Raw genomic sequence first — 19702 nt, 5'->3', positions numbered from 1 at the left:
ATGGCAAATCCGTTTCTTGGCGAAATTCGCTTGTTTAGTTTGGGTTACGCACCGAAAGGATGGGCTCAATGTAATGGCCAGCTGCTGCCTATTAATCAGAATCAGGCGCTTTTTTCTCTGTTAGGCACTACTTATGGAGGGGATGGCAGAACGACGTTCGCGCTGCCTGATCTCAGGGGAAGGGTTCCCGTACATGCGGGTCCGGGTATCACTTTGGGGGAAGTCGGGGGCGAAGAAGCGCATACGTTGTTGGAAAGCGAGATGCCCAGCCATACCCATCTTGCCCGCGCTACAACGAAGGAGGCCGATTCAGATGATCCTAATAACGTGTATTGGGCCTCTTTAACAGTATCAGGTTACAGTTATAATCCGCCAAATGTAACAATGAGCCCTCAGGCTTTGGCGGTAGCTGGTGGATCTCGGCCTCATGAGAATCGGCAGCCCTATACCGTAGTCAATTATTGCATTGCGCTTCTTGGAATATTTCCATCCCCAAATTAGGAGGTGTAAAGAATGTCAGAACCGTTTGTTGGAGAAATTCGTCTGTTTGCGGGTAATTTTGCGCCAAATGGATGGGCATTTTGTAATGGACAATTACTTCCCATTTCGCAAAACACGGCGTTGTTTTCGCTTCTGGGCACATTTTACGGAGGAAACGGTAAAACCAACTTTGCGCTGCCTAACCTGCAGGGATCCGTAGCCGTGGGAGCTGGGCAAGGGGAAGGTTTGACTGAACGGTTTGTAGGGGAAAGCGGCGGCAGCTCAAGTATCACACTGTTAATGTCCGAGTTGCCTATGCATTCCCACACGCCTCGGGCCAAAACTGCTTCATCGCATGAGAGCCCGGAGGGGGCAGTTTGGTCGAAGACAGCGGGCCGTCGAGGCACGCCGGCATATGCCTCAGTCCCCGGGTGGCCTGAGGTAACGATGAACATGAATGCAGTTGGAATAGCAGGCGGTAATCTACCGCATAACAATAAGCAGCCTTATCTCGGCTTAAATTACATCATTGCTTTGGAAGGTATTTTTCCACCAAGAAGCTAGGGCATCCGAGTTGTTTGAAAACTATTGGAATGTAGGTGGAATTATGGAAGCGGATGTCCTGGCTCAAGGGCGAATCAGCCCCTTGCGGTGGTTGTTGAAAGCCATGTTATTTCTGTTTGTTGTCATCACCGTATTCTGGTTCGCAGCGAATGTGGCGCGAGCTGCAACGTACACCGTAAATACGACGACCTCGGACACGAATGATGCGAATCCCGGTGACGGGTCTTGCGATGATATTTCCGGACGCTGTTCCCTGCGGGCGGCAATCATGGAAGCGAATGCGGCTTCGGGCTTGACTACTATTATCGTGCCTCCTGGTACTTATACATTATCAAGGGGGAGCGCTCTTTCGATAACGGGCAATGTGACGATTATTGGTTCCGGTGGCAATCCGAACGGTGACCCTAAGTTGACTATCATACAATCAGGGACTTCAGCCGGGTCTGGTGCGAGTCGTGTATTCGATATTAATCCGAATTTGGATAAGGATTTGAATGTGACGATTCAGTCCGTATGGATTCGTTACGGGAAAGCATCGGGCGGTTATGGCGGCGGAGGAATCGCTGCGGATGCGGGAACGAATGCGGCTGTTAACAATACGATACTGATCGATAATTGCTACATAAGCGAAAATACTTCATCTTCAGCGAGTGATGGAGGGGGTGGGCTCAATCTTACAGCAGGAAAATCAAACGGCCTATTGAAAGTGACCCGTACGACAGTGACCAATAACACTGCGATAGTAGGATATGGCGGGGGCATTTACGTCCAATCCTTCGGACCTTTCCAATTAGATGCTTCTACTATTGAGAACAATACATCGACAGCGAGAGGAGGCGGAGGTCTCTTTTTTGGTGGTATCGGCGGAAGCGCCATTACAAACAGTACAATAAATCTGAATACAGCGCCTTCAACTTCATATGGTTACGGAGGCGGCATATATACTGCCGGAGCATTAACCATGAGTAATACCACGATCAACGGTAATATCGCCAATCGTAATGGCGGAGGGATATATATAGAAACGACATTAGCCTCGCTTTTCAGCAACGATACGATCAACGCCAATGAGTCTAATTCTGGCAATGGCGGGGGGATTTACATTTCAAATGCTGGAAATGTCGAGCTGAATAACAATATCGTAGCAGGAAACATCGGGAGCGGAGGGGCAGCAGGCGACATTTCAGGCAATCCGTTGAACGCCTCCAGCACGAGTAATTTGATCGGAACCGGCGGAGCAGGCGGCTTGACGAACGGAGTGAATGACAACCAGATCGGAGTGACTAATTTGCTTCTAGGCCCTCTTGCGAATAATGGGGGAACGACCAAAACGCAGGCGCTGCTGCCGGGTAGTCCAGCTTTAGATGCCGGAAAAAATGAAAGCGCTCCTGCTTCCGGACTTGACCAGCGCGGATTTGCCAGAAAAGCTCATGCAGCAGGGGCCGGCTCAGCGCAGATTATCGACATCGGGGCATTTGAAGCGAATCCGACGATTCAGACGATTGCCGACCAAACAATGAATGGCGGCGAGACGCTGCAAGTACCATTTTATGTGGGAGATGTATCAATTGGCGCAGTTACGACTACAGCTGCTTCAGGTAATTTAACATTGCTGCCTGTGTCGGGATTGAATGTTTCAGGTACAGGCGCCAGTCGTACGCTTAGCGTTACGCCGGCTCCGGGACAACAAGGAACGACTCCGGTTACGATAACGGCATTGTCTTCCGTAACCGGTCAATCGGTGACTGTGACGTTTAATCTCACGGTTATTGGTAGCAGTACGATTAGCCCGACAACGGGCAATTTCGATAAGAAATTGTCGGCACAGGCGGATGTGATCACCACGATGACGCTGAACGGAAATACACTCAGCGGCATCGCCAACGGCGCAACGGGACTAGTTTTGGGTGCTGATTATACCGTATCGGGGAACACCGTAACGATTAAAAAGGAATACTTGGCCAGCCAGTCGATCGGAACGACAGTGCTGACGTTCAGCTTCAGCGCGGGGGCCATACAGACAATAACGATTACCGTTAGTGACTCAACGTCGCAGAACAGCACGATTAGCCCGACAACAGGCAGTTTTGAAAAGAAATTATCGGCGCAGTCGGATGTGATCATAACGATGACGCTGAACGGAAATACACTCAGCAGCATCGCCAACGGCGCAACGGTGTTAGTTCAGGGCACAGATTACACCGTATCTGGCAACACGGTCACGATTAAAAAAGAATACCTGTCCACCCAGCCTGTGGGAACGATAGTGCTGACGTTTAGCTTCAGCGCGGGATCCACGCAAACACTGACGATTACCGTAAGCGACACAACGCCGCAGAACAGCACGATTAGCCCAACAACGAGCAACTTTGACAAGTCTGCTCAGGTAGATGTGTCCACCACGATGACGTTGAATGGAAATACGCTCAGTAGTATCACTAACGGCGCAGCGACACTAGCTTTGGGCACAGACTATACAGTCTCGGGCAATAGAGTCGCGATTAAGAAGGAATACTTGGCGAGTCAATCGGTGGGAACGACAGTGCTAACGTTCAATTTTAGCGCGGGAGCCACACAGACACTGACGATTACCGTAAGCGACACAACGCCGCAGAACAGTACGATCAGCCCGATAACGGGTAGCTTCGACAAAAAGGTGACAGCGCAAGCGGATGTGATCGCCACGATGACGCTGAACGGCAATACGCTTAGCGGTATTGCTAACGGCGCAGCGGCACTGGCTTTGGGCACGGACTATACAGTCTCGGGCAATACAGTCGCGATTAAGAAGGAATACTTGGCGAGTCAATCGGTGGGAACGACAGTGCTGACGTTCAATTTTAGCGCGGGAGCCACGCAGACGCTAACGATTACTATAAGCGACACAACGCCGCAGAACAGTACGATCAGCCCGACAACGGGCAGCTTTGACAAGAAGGCGTCTGCACAGGCGGATGTGACTACCACGATGACGCTGAACGGTAATACGCTTAGCAGTATTGCCAACGGCGCAGCGGCACTGGCATTGGGCAAGGACTATACCGTATCGGGTAACACGGTCACTATTAAGAAGGAATATCTGGCGAGTCAAGCAGAGGGAACGACAGTGCTGACGTTCACCTTCAGCGCTGGTGCCACGCAGACACTGACGATAACAGTAAGCGATATAACGTCGCAGAACAGCACGATCAGTCCAACAACGGGCGACTTTGACAAGTCTGCGCAGGCTGATGTGATCACCACAATGACGCTGAACGGAAATACGCTTAGTAGTATTGCTAACGGCACAATGCCACTTGTCTCTGGCACCGACTATACTGTAGCGGGCCTCACGGTAACGATTAAGAAGGAATACCTGACCACCCAGCCTGTGGGGACGACGCAGCTGACGTTCAACTTCAGCGCAGGAGCTACGCAGACGCTGACGATTACCATAAGTGATACAACGCCGCAGAACAGTACGATTAACCCGACAACGGGTAACTTTAACAAGTCTGCACAGTTGGATTTGATTATCACGATGACGCTGAATGGAAACACGCTCAGCAGCATCGCCAATGGCATAACTGCACTGGTGGCGGACACCGACTATACCGTAACGGGTAACATGGTAACGATAAAGAAGGAATACCTAGCCACCCAGCCGGTAGGAACGACGCAACTAACGTTCAACTTCAGCGCGGGAGCTACGCAGACGTTTACGATTACTGTGAGCGACGGACTCCCCGCTCCTAAGCTACAAGCCTCCGTCGGGGACAGCCAGGTTACATTATCATGGGACAGCGTGACAGGAGCTACCTACTACGCGATTTATCAGGGATTGGCCCCACGCACTTACAACATAGATCCGATAGCGACAGTTACCGGAACAACCTATAATGTAACGAATTTGACCAATGGAACTACTTATTACTTCGCGGTCATCGCAAGCAATGCATTGGGAATCAGTCAGTATTCTAAAGAAGCCGTGGGAATTCCACGAGCTTCGGATAGTGATCCACCACCTTCATCGGGTAGCGGTTCATCCCTTTCCAGCAACACGGCTTTGAAAATTATTAAGTTCATAGCTGTCGGTAAGGAGCTTACAATATCACCTACCGGAGTAGCTGATACCAATGCAGAACAGATAGAGGTTCAAGCCGAGCCTGAGGATTCGGGTAGTGTCGTTTCTTTGACCGTACAAGGTAAAGCACTGCTGAACTTTAAACAGGTCCCTCTCTCCGAAGGGGAAAATACGGTCATCATTTCGGTCAAAGCGCCGGATGGTTCTGCGAAATCTTACACCTACACCATTCGTCGCACAGTCGCACCGAAACCGCCAGCTTGTACTTTTAAGGATATCAGAGGACACTGGGCGGAAACCATCATCTGTAAGGCAGCATCGGAAGGCATTGTGCAAGGGGTCTCAGCGTTTAGCTTCCATCCTGATGTAGCGGTAACGAGAGCCGAATTTGTTACGATGCTGATTCGTTCTATGCAAGGGTTAAGCACAGCAACAACAGCCCATTCTTTTACGGATCAGGCAGATATCCCGAATTGGGCGCAACAAGCGATTCACTATGCAGTCACGCATGGAATTGTCGATGGCTACCCGGACGGCACCTTCCGACCTCAAAATACGCTGAGTCGAATGGAAGTGGCTGCCTTGATAGCCAGGGCTTTGAAACTGAAAATCGAAGCGACCGGCAGCACCGCCTTTTCTGATGACTTCGATATTCCGGCATGGGCTAAACCGTACGTGCAAGCGGATGTTCAACAAGGTCTACTTCAGGGCAGGGATAATAACCGGTTTATGCCAAATGAAAACACGACCCGGGCAGAAGCGGCAACCATCATTTTAAGTGTGAAAAAAGCTATACGCCAGTAATCGCAAAGAGAACCCTTGATTTTCGAGGGTTCTCTTTGTTTTCAAGGGCCGCCTTCGAGAGTACTCGCGCGATTTTAACACGGAAAAACCGTCTTAATGTCCCTGCTGCATCATGCACGAACCAGTTAACACGGAAAAACAGCCTTAAAATCGCCGAAACACCTAGTCCCGGCCGGATAAGCCGGAAAAAACGTGTTAAAGTAACCCTACCCTCCAAGAAACCTGCAAATCTGTGGTATCATTAACCTGGAAATCATCTACAGGCTGCTTCAGGAGCGTGAAAGGCAGGAGATAACAATCATGTTACGCCGTTTTTTTTCGTACTATCGTCCTTACAAGCACTTATTTATATTGGACTTTACCTGTGCGGTTGTGGCGGGGTTGCTGGAATTGGGCTTTCCGCTTGCTGTCAATCAGGTCGTCGATAAATTGCTTCCGGCAGGCAACTGGACATGGATTTTATGGGCATGCGTCGGACTGCTGGCTGTCTATGGCTTGAATACGGTCCTGAATTTTGTTGTTACCTATTGGGGACACAAGCTGGGAATTAATATTGAAACGGATATGCGGAAAAAGATGTTCGACCATCTGCAGAAGCTCTCGTTCCGGTTCTACGATAACAACAAAACGGGGCAATTGATGTCGCGGATGTCCAATGATCTACTTGAGATCGGCGAGGTCGCGCATCATGGTCCCGAGGACCTGTTCATCGCCGTTATGACCTTGATAGGCGCGTTCACGCTTATGCTGTTCATCAATGTGAAGCTGGCTCTGCTGACGTTCCTCATCGTACCGTTTCTGCTATGGATTGCCATCTATTTCAATCAGAAAATGACGAAGACCTTCCGCCGCATGATGGCCGATCTGGCCGATATTAATGCCAGGGTGGAAGACAACATCGGAGGGATTCGTGTTGTTCAGGCATTCGCGAACGAAGCCTATGAGAAGAAGCTGTTCGCCGAAAACAACGGACGCTTCCGGCTGACGAAGCTGCTTTCCTACAAAATTATGGCTTGGAACGTATCGCTGAGTTACATCCTGATGCGTCTGGTAACCGTATTCGTCCTGATTTGTGGAACATGGTTTGTCATCCAAAATGAAATTACATACGGGCAGTTCATCGCGTTTGTGCTGCTCACGAACGTATTCTTAACCCCCATACAGAAAATTAATACCGTCATTGAAAGTTATCCCAAAGGGATCGCCGGCTTCAAACGGTATATTGAAGTGATCGACACGGAACCGGAGGTGACTGACGCCCCTGATGCCATAACCGTCAATAAGCTCGCCGGCGAGATTCGCTTCCAGGATGTCTCGTTCGGCTATAGTGACGATGAAGGGGCAAGGGTGCTCAACGGCATCTCCCTTGCCATCCATGCCGGCGAGACCGTCGCCTTCGTCGGCCCGTCCGGTGCAGGGAAGACGACGATCTGCAGCCTGCTGCCGCGATTCTACGATGTGAGCGCCGGCAGCATTACCATCGACGGCATTGATATCCGCCGCATCCAGCTGGAGTCGCTGCGCCGGCAGATCGGCATCGTGCAGCAGGATGTGTTCCTCTTCGCCGGCACGATGCGGGAGAACATCGCGTACGGCAAGCTCGGCGCGACGGAAGCGGAGATCTGGGAAGCCGCTCGGCGGGCGCGGCTTACAGCATTCATCCAGTCGCAGCCGCTAGGACTGGATACGATCATCGGCGAGCGCGGCGTGAAGCTCTCCGGCGGGCAGAAGCAGCGCCTCGCCATTGCGCGCATGTTTCTCAAGAACCCGCCGATCCTCATACTAGATGAGGCGACGTCGGCGCTCGACACCGAGACCGAAGCCGCGATTCAGCAATCGCTGGCCGAGTTGTCGCAGGGGCGCACGACGCTCGTCATCGCGCACCGGCTGGCGACGATCAAGAACGCCGACCGCATCGTCGTCGTGACGGAACAAGGCATCACCGAGCAGGGCGGGCACGATGAGCTCTTGGCCGTGGGAGGCGTATACAGCCGCCTGCACCAAGCGCAGTTCCGCTCCTAACCTTGCAACAGAAAGATGGCGCCAACTAGCCTGTGATTTGCAGGCAGCCATCTTCTTTTTGTTTCCAATAATTGGATAGAACTTCCAGAAGAATCATGTTAAACTATGAAAATAGTTTTCTACCGACGGTAAATAAGAGATCGGGGTGGCCGTGCTTGAAGTCGATGTGGAAGTGGATTTTACTCGGATTATTTACGCTTGTCTGTATCTTCTTATTAAGTAACATACGCAATATGTTCATGTCCGTGCAGCCGGATCAGATGCGTGTCACCTTGGAGCCGAATATGAGCCTGCAGATGCTGACGAGTAAGCTGCCGGGCAGTCAGGTGTTGGATGAGAAAGCAGGCTTGCTTTCCGTACCCTATGGGAAAGCCGCGGAATATATCGGGACCGCATCGACGATCCTGGGCGTGTTTCGAGCGACAACAGTTCCACTCGAGCACCCCGTCATTTCTTGGCGATATTACGCCTTCCATGCATTAGACCAGGCTCGCGGTTTCCTCCATGGAGACTTCGGTAAATTCCGCACGACGAATAAGAAGGAGACGCCGGTTGTTAAGGAACTCCCGAAGATGATGCTGCGCACTTTGACATACTTCATTCCTGGGCTGCTGCTGGCAATCCTGTTAAGTTTGCTGCTTGCGCTGGCGGCATCGATATGGCGCCGAATCGGTAAAATCATCGATGGCGTTCACGTGCTGCTCGTTGGCTTGCCTGACTTTTTCCTCATCGTCCTCATTCAATTGGGGGCAATTTATGCAACAAGAGCTCTCGGTCACTATGTCTTGCTCGTCGTTCAAGTCGGGGATAGAACCCCGTTCCTGATCCCGTTTCTCACCATTGCACTTATTCCGTCGGTTGCAATTTACGGCACGCTGCGCATTGCGATAGCTCGCGAGATGAGTCAAGACTATGTCGTTACCGCAGTGGCCAAAGGGTTAACTCGCCGCGAAGTGCTGGTGTCCCATGTACTGCGCAACGTGCTGGAGGATTTGCTGACGATTCTGCCGAAGGCAACAACGCTGGCGCTTGCCAGCATGGCTGTCGCTGAAGCCATCTGCGGCATCTTCGGCTTAGGCGGCTTTATTATCTCACCGGTTGTGCAGAGTTTCTCCTCGATGTCGGTCATTTGTATGGCGCTCGCACTGATCGCCATGGCATTTCAAGGATTCTATGCGCTGCTGCGTAAGAAGTTTGTCGTTCGTACACGGGAGGTCGCTTAACGCACATGAGACGCTCATCAACTGCTTTCTATTGCTCACTGGGCCTCATCATATTGTTCTTGCTGGTGATGATCTTTGGAAGCCGGCTCAAGCCGCACGAAATTACGCCGGATCACAAAATCAATATGATTCAGTACCAGGAAGACGGGAAGACGCGATACGCCAAGCCGCCTTTCGCGCCGAACAGCACATTCCTGCTGGGCACGGATCACCGGGGCTATGATATGCTCAGCCTGCTGCTGAACGGGTTGAAATATACGATGGGCACAGCGCTCTTGCTGACCCTGCTCCGTTTTGCGATTGCCCTCCCTTGGGGACTATGGACCGGTACCTCTGGCAAAGGATGGGGCGTTCTGCGTTCCATGCAGTGGGTTGTCGCCTCCGTGCCGGCCTTTATTTTTTTATTCCCCCCTTTGGCGGGGATGTATTATGGGCTGCGGTTAGATCATGGAGTCAAGTCAGATCCCCAATATCTCTTTTTATTTACCGTACTCTTTATAGTCCTGGTCACCTTCATCGGCATTTTTCCGCTCGCCCATCAAGTAGCGGAACGGACCCGCCATTATAATGATAAAATGTTTATCGAAGCTTCGCGTTTAATGGGGGGCTCATTTGTCCATCGAACAATCCGTCATCTCATTCCATGTATGCGAAATGAGCTGATGTTCGTTTTCCTTAGTGAATTCATGATGGTGCTCTTCCTGATGGGACAGCTGGCTGTCTTCAACATTGTGCTTGGCGGCACGGAAACGATCGGCGATGATGATATTGGTTACAAGATTAACGTTACGATCACTGGTGAGTGGAGTTCGCTTATCGCTTACGGAGCCAAATATATACGCTTGCAGCCGTGGATCATCCTGAGTGTCGGCACCAGCTTCGCGGCGCTTCTCTTGTCGCTTCAATTCTTCTTAAGTCAACTGAAACGCCGTTACGGCAGTGAAAGGGAATTCATATAATTCCAATAAAGATGCCTCCTATTCTCTGATAAGAGAAAGGAGGCATCTATCATTTTAGCGAAGCGAGCTAAGTTGAATATCCAGTCTGGCAGCTACCCCAGCTGGGTTGGCCGTGCTGCGAGGGCCGCCGAAGTTGAAGGCGATGATGACAATGTTATTGCGGCCTCTTCTCAGAAAACGCCGAACGTCGAAGGTACGTCCAGGGTTGAAGAAGGAGGGCGTGTTTTGCGGACCATCGAAAACGACGGGTACGCCGTTAATGATGACGACGGCATAGTTGTCGACGGATAAGAATAAGGAACCGCTGAGAATCGCTCTTCGTTGGGAAAGATTAAATCGAGTAGAGATAATGGCATTATCACTATTCAGATTACCCGAGTACCATACATAATTGGCATTCGTGACGGGTACCCATGCCGGGTCGCGAGGGATAATCTGCGCATTGAACCAGCTATTATCAGTTCCGATCGAGATCGTGCGCTGAGTGATGAATGGAACTCTAAGGCGCTTATTCATCAATCTGAGCTGAGCATAGTACATCGACATTAATTTGCTTTTTGGCAAGCCTGCACTTCTGGGAAGACGAACGATCCTTTTTGGTATTGCATTACTTCTGGGTCTCATTTGAGTCATGCTAACATCTCCTATCAAATTATGAATATAGTTACGTAATATTCTATGTGTGATAGAAGAGTTTGCGAGGGTGAATGCCGAGTGGGAATGAAAATGAACGGATGTCACGAAGAAATGCGTGGTATATAAAGAATGTTGTTGTGACACAAAATATATGTTAAATTAGTTCTAATCACATGAATGGAGGTCTCTTCAGATGACCGATGATAAAACTAAAAGGCTTTCCGTATACTTACCTGAGAAAGTAAAGGTCGATTTGGAGCGGATGGCTGACGAAACAGGGCTTTCTATGACTCAATTGATCGTCATGGCGACACATGGATTGCTGGCCAACTATGGTGCAATGGGCAGTTCTATATTCGCGGATTTATTGTCGGCCAAACAACGAATGAGTCAAGCTATGGAGCAGCAGCGAAAGCTGCTGGATCAGGATAAACAGACGCTGCAAGACTATTACGGCGCGAGAGCGGACGAGTATGAGCGCATATACAAACGCGAGGATCCTGACTATCAGCAAGGTCTGACTATGCTGGCGCAGGCGATGACGAACGTGGTTCGGGGACAGCGGGTTTTGGAAGTAGCTTGTGGGACGGGGTATTGGACCCAATTCGCAGCGGAAGTTGCAGATCACATCACGGGTGTCGATATTCGGCCGGAGGTGCTGCAGATCGCGAAGGCGAAGCCATGGCCTGCGAATAAGGTGGCTCTCTGCGTTGGCGATGCCTACCGATTGGAGCAGGTCGAAGGGGAATTTGAATGCGGCGTGGCCAATTTCTGGTTTTCGCATGTCCCGAAGAATCGAATCGATGAATTTCTGGAAGGCTTCCATCATCGGTTAGGAGCTGGAGCTTCAGTTTTCATGGCAGACAATGTATATGTTCCCGGGCGGGGAGGAGAGTTGATCCGTAAGGATGATAGCGAGGACACCTATAAAAGGCGCGAGCTTGCGGACGGCTCCCAGCATGAAATTATTAAAAATTACTACAGCTTTGAAGAGTTGCACGACATCTTCAAACCGTATGTGAAGCATCTGAATATTTTCGTCGGAAGCAGCTTCTGGTATGTGAGCTATAAGCTCGAGTAAGCGATGCGGATTCCGACCGCTGTTCTGCGTCTTGCCAAGCCTTAATGACCTGAAGTGAATTTGAGACCAAGCACGCCAACCAAGATGAGAATCATGAACAGAATGCGCACCAAGCTAACCGGTTCACCCAGAAAAAGCGTGCCGACAATAATCGCCCCCGCGGCGCCGATTCCTGTCCAAGCCGCGTAGGCCGTACCGATGGGCAGCGTTTTGGTCGCTATAGCGAGAAAATAAAAGCTCACGATCATTCCCGCGATCGTGATACTTGTAGGAACAAGACGAGTAAAACCATTGGAAAATTTCAATGCGATCGCCCACACCACTTCAAACACACCTGCGATGAATAAATACAACCAAGCCACTATCATCAACCCCTATTCGCAAACGTTTGCCGCAAAAAAGAAAAAGCCTGGAAGAAATATCGCTAAGCGATATGACTCCCGGGCTTTTTCCCCTCCGTGAACACAGCGTATCCGCTATGTGTTTTCCCTTGGACCAGTCTGGCGCGGACGCCACGGAACCCTAGAAAACAACTTGCCGTTATTATATGACGTCTTACATGCCATGTCAAGTTACAGGATTTTCAGGCTAAAAGGTAGTGGGGAAATCAGGGGACGATGCTGCAAAAATAATCACAATTACAAGAACCACAATAATGATCGCATACAGCGCCGTTCCGATAATGCCGCATACGAGACCGGCAATCGCAAAACCTTTGCCTTGCTCGCCGCGGGCCTGTATTTCTTTTGAAGCTATACGGGAAAATACGATGGCGATGATCCCTAGAATGAGGCCGATGTAAGGAACGATGATGGACAATATGCCTAACACCATAGAGGCGATAGATTTTCCATTCGTTGGTGATGCTTGTGACGGGGGTTGCGTGTTGTTCTGATACGGGTCCATGTAAGAACCTCCTTTGAGATATATGCCCCATTATAACCAGATCTTACCTGCGTATCTATAGAAAGTTTCTCCAAAATGAATAAAAGCCCTGACAGCGGCTCGTTGGAGCTGAAGCTTGTCTGAGCTTTATTCTTGAGTAATGCGGTAATTTTACTTGGATTGGACTGCAGTCAATTGGTTGTAAATATCATCCCAGAGTACTCGTCTGGCTGATACGTACCGCTTCGCGTAATAAGACTCGCTCAACTTATTCTTAACAACACCTTCGTTTGAAGCGGAGTGAACGAATTCACCATCTCCGAGGTATACGCCTACGTGAGATACGCCCTTACCGTCTGTGTTGAAAAATACGAGATCGCCCTTACGAAGATCTTTTTTGTCAACCCAGTAGCCTTCCTGATTTTGTGATTTGGAGCTGTGTGGAAGATGAATACCGAATTGCTCGAACACATAAGAGGTGAAGCCGGAGCAATCAAAGCCTTTAGTCGTAGTGCCCGCATATTTGTATGGGGTTCCGATTAAGCCGTCTACCGTTTCATCCAACTTGGATTCTGCTGCAAAAACGCTTCCTGCACCTACGCTCAAAAACAAAACAAGACTGAAAACGAGAGCAACAACCTTTTTCAACTGCTTGTCTCCTTCCGGTGCCTACGAGGTTAGCTGGAGGGTTCGGTTGAAGGTTCCCTATGATCCCTGTCTGGCAAGATCAATTCACCCGGTGTGGTTCCCCCGTTTCCCGCATATAGCGGAAATTCGGCATGAAATATTTGGTTTTTTAATGCTAGTCCTAATCATTCGTCATAAACATCGAAATTCCTCCTTCTCTATGCGTAATACTATAAAAATATGTGAAATAGTTCTCAAAATAGACAAAAAAATAGCCCCTTTTTTCAAGGGACTAGCACATAATTTGAAATTTGGGCCTATTTCGGTGTTTTTATTTGTTCATTTTGACAGTCCAGAGCTGATATTGGGATGTGATCGCCCACATTTGCAGAAACATGTTGAACAGCGGAAACAACTGATAAATGATTAGTGCTACCAGACCTGCCCAAATATAGGTCGCTGTGACCGTAATCCCGGCCAATAGTCCCGATACGAGCAGGATAAGAAGAGCTAACCCTATGATCGGCAGCGAATGGCGGAAGAACGTGATAAGGGTGGAAATAATGCCGATTCTGGCAGCAATCGCGAATTGCACATACATGAAAAGCAAGTTTAATAGAAAGCCATAACAGAGCAGCCCGAGGAGCCAGGGGAGCAATTGTAAAACCGCTTCGTCGTAGGAGGCGGTATGTGAAAAAATCGTTTGCGCTTTCGGGAATAGCCAGACGAGCGGCAGCAAGGAGAGTGCTATCCGCACAAGATAAGTGATCAGAAAGGGGATTGTAAGCTCCTTGATTCCTTTGAAAAAGCGATAGCCGGCATTCTGGTGACGATGCGTCAGCGAGTAGTAGACACAGGCGTTCAGCATCGGGGTGAGCAGCATGCGAGCGCCTAAGAGTGCGGCCAGCCACCAGAGATAGGAATGACTGAGATCCGTTTTAAGCAGCTGAAACTGTCCTTCGGCCAGAAAGAGCTGCATCGCTTGCTTCGGTTGTCCGCCGCCAGGAAAGCGATGCATGAGCGGTACAAGTACGGATTGTACCAGCTTATACAGCAGAGCCCCCCAGCCCATTTGGTAAAGAAATAATGCGATGACAGCAAAAGGCTGCTGCATGGCCGCCACAAAACCGGACTTCATATAACTTTTCAAGGCAGTCCCTCCCCCCCAATATAATGATTACCAAGCGACCCAGCCAAAAATGGTTTGCATGAATTGTATGATGCCGAGATTCCAGCGAATTTTCCATTTTGGGTCAACTTCAGTTTGCATGTAATTGTTAATGTGCTTGTTTTCCAGCACCAATGAATAGTTAGGATCAATCCGTACCCAATCGATAGGAGCCGTGTGGGTGAGTTTGTATTCAATGCTGCTTTCGGCGCCATCCCATGTTTTCTCCAGAGAGGTGCCGTCGGCAAAATGGAACTGAATCGGTACGGCCGGGGAGTTACCGCCGCGCTTCGAGATCAGAATGGTGCTTTCGTAGGTTACGGCACCCTTGGCCCCGCCAGGCTTGACGTGAATGCTTTCGACCGTGTAGTCCATCATCATACTGCCGTACACATACTGGTTGAAGAAATCGTCCCATTTCGTTTTGGTGACGTCTTCAACAACTTTTTGGAAATCTTTCGTTGAAGGATGCTTGAACTCCCACCGCTGGAAATAGGTATTCATGATGCGATCCATAGTTTTTCGGCCGACCTGCTTTTCTATGGCTTTCAGCACAAGCTTTGCCCGCGTATACACGTTATCCGCGTACTCCCCGTGCCCCTTATACTTCCAGGCATCCAGCTGTAGCGCGTTAGGCGATGTGATATAGCTGGATTCCACAGGCAGATTCGATGAAACGCCGAATTCGGCCTCCATGACTCTGTCCTCCGCATAAGAGGTGAAGCCTTCATCTAACCAAGCTTCTTCGAATTCGTTGGTCGCGACCAGCCCGTAGAAGTATTGATGCCCGATTTCGTGGACGACGACGCGTTCCAGCTCAAGATCCGGATCCTTGTCGCTGGCACCCCAAGCCGTAATCAGCGTCGGGTATTCCATTCCTCCGGCGCCGTTGCCACCAGGTGGCGGCACAACAATGGACAGGGTAGAGTATGGATATGTGCCATACCACTGGCTATAACGGGCCAGCGCCTTCTTGGCGGCATACATATACCGGTCTTTCAAATCCTTATGGTTCGGATCGAGATAAAGCTTGATTTTGACGCCGGGAATTTGCGGAGTAGAAAAGGGCTCTTCCGCATAGATAAAATTCGGCGATGCCGACCAAGCGAAGTCATGCACATCCTCGGCGTAGAATTGATACGTTTTGGTGTTATTATCCGTCACGGCCGGTTTCACCGGGAATCCGGTAGCGGCGACGATATAATTAGCCGGCACCTGGATCTTCACGTCATAGATGCCGAAGTCGGAATAGAACTCCGAATTTCCATGATATTGGTGCAGGTTCCAGCCATCCGTTGTGCGTCCGCGAGTGCCGACTCTTTCATAAGCGGCAACCTTCGGGAACCACTGGCCTGCCATGACGAAGTCGTCGACATAACCCATTCTGGCAAAAGCGGCGGGCAGCTTGACGAGGAATTCGGTTTGGATCGTAACGCGTTCTCCGGCTCCAACGGCTTTGGGCAGAGGGATTTTCAGCAAGGTATGATCATCTTTATTGCCGTCATCGGGTTGTACGAATTCCATCCGTCTGGTGAGGTCGTTACCATCATCGGCTTTCACCGAAAGCAGGTCGATGCTGCCGTGACTGCTGCCCGCCTTCGCTTCATCATTACGCAGTTTGCCGCCAGACTCGCGCATAAATGTCGTTTTCTTAGAGGCGAACGCGTTCGGATACAAATGCAGATACAGCTCCTGCACAGGTGTGGTCCCAGGATTTTCCCACGTTAACGTTTGTTGTCCTTTTATCTGCCTGTCGTCCGCCAAATAAGCCACGTTCATATGATATTCGGAAATCCGGTAGCTGAGCGGCTCAGCGGCTTGCTGATCTAACGGTTTGGCAGAGTCAAGCTTCTGCATGTCCGGCGCAACTGCAGTCGGCTCTTCCCGCGAGACGGGTACAGCAGGACTGGGCACGGGTGGGAGCAAAGATTCTGACAGCAGGACAGCCCCTGCTGCAAGGAGCATAACGGCAAACCACTGTACCTTGCGGTTTTTGAACAAAACACTCATGATTTTCACCCCGTTGACAAGCATCTACAGCATGTATATGTAGACAAGGTGGGGATTATTTCTGAAAAGAGAAAATTGATTTTTTCTTTATGGACGGGGATCAGTACGATCGGATAAAAGCATGTCTTCAAGCATGCGCCCTTGTTCTCGTCGTTCAGTTTGGCTACAATAAATACAAAGAGTCAAACACTTATGTAAAGGGCGTGAAGGTGCCGAGATGGAAGCAGATAAAAAGAAGCTGGCTTTAAATATAGTAAGCTCCAAAGTAAACCATAAAGGGTTTGGCGCTGGCGCGATAGATTTGAGCAACGTTTCCAGCATCATCATTGATGGCGGCGAAGCATATGTAGATGATGGCGCGCTGCACGCCAAAAGCAAAGTAGAGAAGGGCATCAAGTTCTCTATGAACAAAGAAGAGGTGCCTAACGGCCGGAAATGCTGGATCGTTTGGGTCGCGGTAGACCGTACCGAAGAAGGCGCCTACTATGCAGGGATGACAGCATGCGAGATGCTGATCGATACCGAGGCGCGCAGAGGATGGAAAATTCTTGCCGATCACGTCAATAAAATGGATGCGGCGATGAAACGCAATTTCATCTTTGACGGACTGGACGACACAGAGAAAGCCGCGCTCAAAAACCAGCTGATCGCACACAATGAAGAATGGTGGAACCGTTCGGATCAGACGCTCAAGGATGCGCTTTCATAAAGCCCCGGACAGAGCTGTTTTGAAAATATGAACATTATGTGTCATCCATTGTGACGGTAGGGTGAACCGAGTATACTAGACCCTAGTGTATGTTACCTCATATACTAGGACAGCAAAAAGGCAGACTAAGACGCGCTTAGTTCTGCCTTTTTGTGTTATTTGGAAGCGGGACTTCCTAGCTGTTCCACCAACGCTTTAAATCTTTCCACCAGGAATCGTTTTGCCCTTTCGGCGTACCCTTCTTGCCGCCCTCCTGCACTTCCTTCGCCGGTTTGCCCGTACAGTACGTGGTCGGCTCCGTGCCGGCCAGGAAAGCTTCCATCCGCGAATTCGGGCAATCCTCATTGGACAGCTTCCCGCTCGCCGGATCAATATAGACGCTGGCTACCCCGTCCGGAATCGGGAACAGCTTAGGCGGTATCGCCTCCAGCGATTGCTCGGTGAACTCCGCAAAGATCGGCGATGCGAGGTGGGATTCTACGCTGCTGATAGCGCGATCCTTGTCATAACCAACCCAGACCGCTGTTGCCAGTTCAGGCGTAAAGCCGACGAGCCACGCATCGGTGTCGGTCGTTCCTGTCTTCCCCGCAATCGGCCGTTTGATCGTACTCGCAACGCGATTACCCGTGCCGCCTTCTTCGAACACACTTTCCATTAAATTCGTCATCACGTAGGCGACAGCCGGATCAAGAACGTTTTCGGAGCGCGGCTTAGCTTCAAATAAAATCTTCCCGTTCGCATCCTCGATGCGTTCAATGGCCGTTGTCTCATTGCGGACGCCTTGATTGGCAATCGTGCCGAAGGCGGACGCCATTTCCAGAGGACTGACCGGAAAGGCTCCGAGCGCCAGCGACGGGAGCGGCTTCATCGGACTTGTAATGCCGAGCTTATGGGCGAGATCGATCACTTTATCAGGCCCTACATCAATAATCGTATGAACGGCATAAATGTTATCCGATTTGGAGATTGCCTGGCGCATATCGATATTGGCATTTGCATATTGATCGTTAAAATTGCGCGGCGTGTACGTCTGACGCCCCTGATCATAGGTGAACACCGTCGGCTCGCTTTTAACCAGAGTCGCAGGCGTATACCCATTCTGTAGAGCCACCATATATACGAATGGTTTAAAAGAAGAGCCCGGCTGCCTCGTGTTGGAGGTCGCACGGTTGAATTGATTATCGGCGTAATCGCGCCCGCCGACCATCGCTTTGATCGCTCCCGTTCGCGGATCGATGGCGACCAGAGCAGCCTGAATGTCAGGCTTACCCGCTAATTGCTTCGCCATGACGTCCTCGGCGATTTTTTGCGCATTCATGTCGAGCGTCGTAAAGATTTTGATCCCGCCTTCATCCAACTGTTCTTCCGGGATGCCGAGCTTATCCGTGGCAAGCATTCGAACATAGTCCCGGAAATAGGGGGCTACAGCGGGCTTCTTCTTCGTTAACGGCTGGATCGTCAGCTTTTCCTTGGCTGCTGCGTCGGCAGCTTGCTGCGTGATGTACCCGCTGCGGACCATCGTCTGCAGCACCACCTTTTGCCGATCCATCGCATTGGTGAGATCGTAATAAGGCGAGTAATAGCGCGGTCCCTTCGGAACGCCGGCGATCATAGCGCTCTCCGCGAGCGTTAATTCGCTTGCATGCTTGCCGAAGAACAGCTCGGAGGCCGTTTCAATCCCATATGTCGAATGGCCGTAATAAATCTGATTCAAGTAGTTCGCGAGAATCTCATCTTTGCTGAGCTGCATTTCCATTTGTATCGCATAAACCGTTTCTTTAATTTTACGTGACCAGGTCCGATCGTGATTTAAATATAAATTCCTGGCTAATTGCTGCGTGATCGTCCCTGCACCCTGGACTTTCGCCATGGCCTGCACATTCACGACAGCCGCTCGGGCAACCGCCTTGACATCGACGCCGAAATGATCATAGAAGTGTTGATCCTCAACAGCCAGCGTCGCTTTAATAAGGTAAGGCGAAATATCTTTAAGCGTTACGACCTGCCGATTTTGTCCGGAATAAAAAGTATCGATCAACTCGCCTTGCGCGTCATACATTTGCGAAGTTTGCAGCATTTTCGTGACGGGCAGCGTCTGTGATCGCAAGTAGACGAGGAAGCCGGCAGCGCCGATCAACGATACGATGAAAATAGTAAAAAAGAAGGAGAACATTTTTTTGATCCGGCGCATCCAGCGCATGGAGGGAACCTCTTTATCCTTTGATGCCGGCGGTGAACCCGCAGGCGTTGGACGTTTTTCATCGGACATGCTCATTCCTCCTCTCTACATACCCTCAAAGTTCATATTATCCAGTATGGAAAAGCATGGCAGTCCGTATTCAACGAATTGTAAATTATTTTTAAGAAATCTGGAAAAAACCTAGGAAAACATTGCATTTTGGGGGTAATGAACTATAATAATGAGTGGTTAAAAAGTCCGCTTTTAGAATCGAGAAGGTTGGACGTAATGC

Annotated in this window: 15 protein-coding genes and 2 riboswitches; of the genes, 8 read left to right on the top strand and 7 right to left on the bottom strand. The window is 50.1% G+C overall.

Annotated features, from left to right (window positions below; genetic code table 11):
• The 6 genes from ICC18_RS17630 (at position 1) to ICC18_RS17580 (ending at position 10115) form a co-directional block, all read left to right on the top strand.
• Complete coding sequence (locus tag ICC18_RS17630) at positions 1-501, top strand: phage tail protein (protein WP_188175759.1); 501 nt, start codon at positions 1-3, stop codon at positions 499-501.
• A gap of 12 nt (positions 502-513) precedes the next feature.
• Complete coding sequence (locus ICC18_RS17625) at positions 514-1044, top strand: phage tail protein (RefSeq protein WP_188175758.1); 531 nt, start codon at positions 514-516, stop codon at positions 1042-1044.
• A 43-nt stretch (positions 1045-1087) separates the two neighbouring features.
• Entirely contained in the window at positions 1088-5911 is a 4824-nt protein-coding gene (locus ICC18_RS33810) for a X2-like carbohydrate binding domain-containing protein (RefSeq protein WP_223192667.1), read from the top strand.
• A 300-nt stretch (positions 5912-6211) separates the two neighbouring features.
• Entirely contained in the window at positions 6212-7933 is a 1722-nt protein-coding gene (locus ICC18_RS17590; protein ID WP_188175757.1) for an ABC transporter ATP-binding protein, read from the top strand.
• Between the two features lie 164 nt (positions 7934-8097).
• The gene (locus tag ICC18_RS17585) at positions 8098-9156 is read left to right on the top strand and encodes an ABC transporter permease subunit (protein ID WP_223192688.1); all 1059 of its coding nucleotides are present in this window, start codon (positions 8098-8100) and stop codon (positions 9154-9156) included.
• Positions 9157-9161: 5 nt separating this feature from the next.
• A complete protein-coding gene (locus ICC18_RS17580; protein ID WP_188175755.1) occupies positions 9162-10115 on the top strand; it encodes a hypothetical protein in 954 nt (317 codons plus the stop codon).
• A 54-nt stretch (positions 10116-10169) separates the two neighbouring features.
• Here the strand turns inward: ICC18_RS17580 and ICC18_RS17575 are convergent, their stop codons facing one another.
• Complete coding sequence (locus ICC18_RS17575; protein ID WP_188175754.1) at positions 10170-10748, bottom strand: hypothetical protein; 579 nt, start codon at positions 10746-10748, stop codon at positions 10170-10172.
• Between the two features lie 196 nt (positions 10749-10944).
• On the opposite strand from ICC18_RS17575, the gene ICC18_RS17570 reads away from it, so the two are divergent.
• Complete coding sequence (locus ICC18_RS17570; RefSeq protein WP_223192666.1) at positions 10945-11832, top strand: methyltransferase domain-containing protein; 888 nt, start codon at positions 10945-10947, stop codon at positions 11830-11832.
• Positions 11833-11873: 41 nt separating this feature from the next.
• On the opposite strand, the gene ICC18_RS17565 is transcribed toward ICC18_RS17570, so the two are convergent.
• The 5 genes from ICC18_RS17565 to ICC18_RS17545 all read right to left on the bottom strand — a co-directional run bounded on the left by ICC18_RS17565 (position 11874) and on the right by ICC18_RS17545 (position 16522).
• A complete protein-coding gene (locus ICC18_RS17565; protein WP_188175753.1) occupies positions 11874-12194 on the bottom strand; it encodes a DMT family transporter in 321 nt (106 codons plus the stop codon).
• Between the two features lie 73 nt (positions 12195-12267).
• Positions 12268-12369: riboswitch (guanidine-I (ykkC/yxkD leader) on the bottom strand.
• A gap of 51 nt (positions 12370-12420) precedes the next feature.
• A complete protein-coding gene (locus ICC18_RS17560) occupies positions 12421-12738 on the bottom strand; it encodes a DUF4190 domain-containing protein (RefSeq protein ID WP_188175752.1) in 318 nt (105 codons plus the stop codon).
• 150 nt (positions 12739-12888) lie between these two features.
• A complete protein-coding gene (locus ICC18_RS17555; RefSeq protein ID WP_188175751.1) occupies positions 12889-13365 on the bottom strand; it encodes a C40 family peptidase in 477 nt (158 codons plus the stop codon).
• A gap of 3 nt (positions 13366-13368) precedes the next feature.
• Positions 13369-13507: riboswitch (cyclic di-AMP (ydaO/yuaA leader) on the bottom strand.
• A 168-nt stretch (positions 13508-13675) separates the two neighbouring features.
• Complete coding sequence (locus tag ICC18_RS17550; RefSeq protein ID WP_188175750.1) at positions 13676-14494, bottom strand: hypothetical protein; 819 nt, start codon at positions 14492-14494, stop codon at positions 13676-13678.
• Positions 14495-14521: 27 nt separating this feature from the next.
• On the bottom strand, positions 14522-16522 hold the full coding sequence (locus tag ICC18_RS17545) for a M1 family metallopeptidase (RefSeq protein ID WP_223192664.1): 2001 nt from the start codon (positions 16520-16522) through the stop codon (positions 14522-14524).
• Positions 16523-16739: 217 nt separating this feature from the next.
• Here ICC18_RS17545 and ICC18_RS17540 point away from each other — a divergent pair, with 217 nt between their 5' ends.
• Entirely contained in the window at positions 16740-17231 is a 492-nt protein-coding gene (locus ICC18_RS17540; protein ID WP_188175748.1) for a YwhD family protein, read from the top strand.
• 175 nt (positions 17232-17406) lie between these two features.
• On the opposite strand, the gene ICC18_RS17535 is transcribed toward ICC18_RS17540, so the two are convergent.
• A complete protein-coding gene (locus ICC18_RS17535) occupies positions 17407-19506 on the bottom strand; it encodes a transglycosylase domain-containing protein (RefSeq protein WP_376745645.1) in 2100 nt (699 codons plus the stop codon).
• Positions 19507-19702: the final 196 nt, after the last annotated feature.

The sequence above is a fragment of the Paenibacillus sedimenti genome (assembly GCF_014534655.1).
Lineage (GTDB): Bacteria > Bacillota > Bacilli > Paenibacillales > NBRC-103111 > Paenibacillus_E > Paenibacillus_E sedimenti.
Note: the sequence above shows the minus strand (reverse complement) of the source record. Positions and strands in the feature narration are given on the sequence as shown.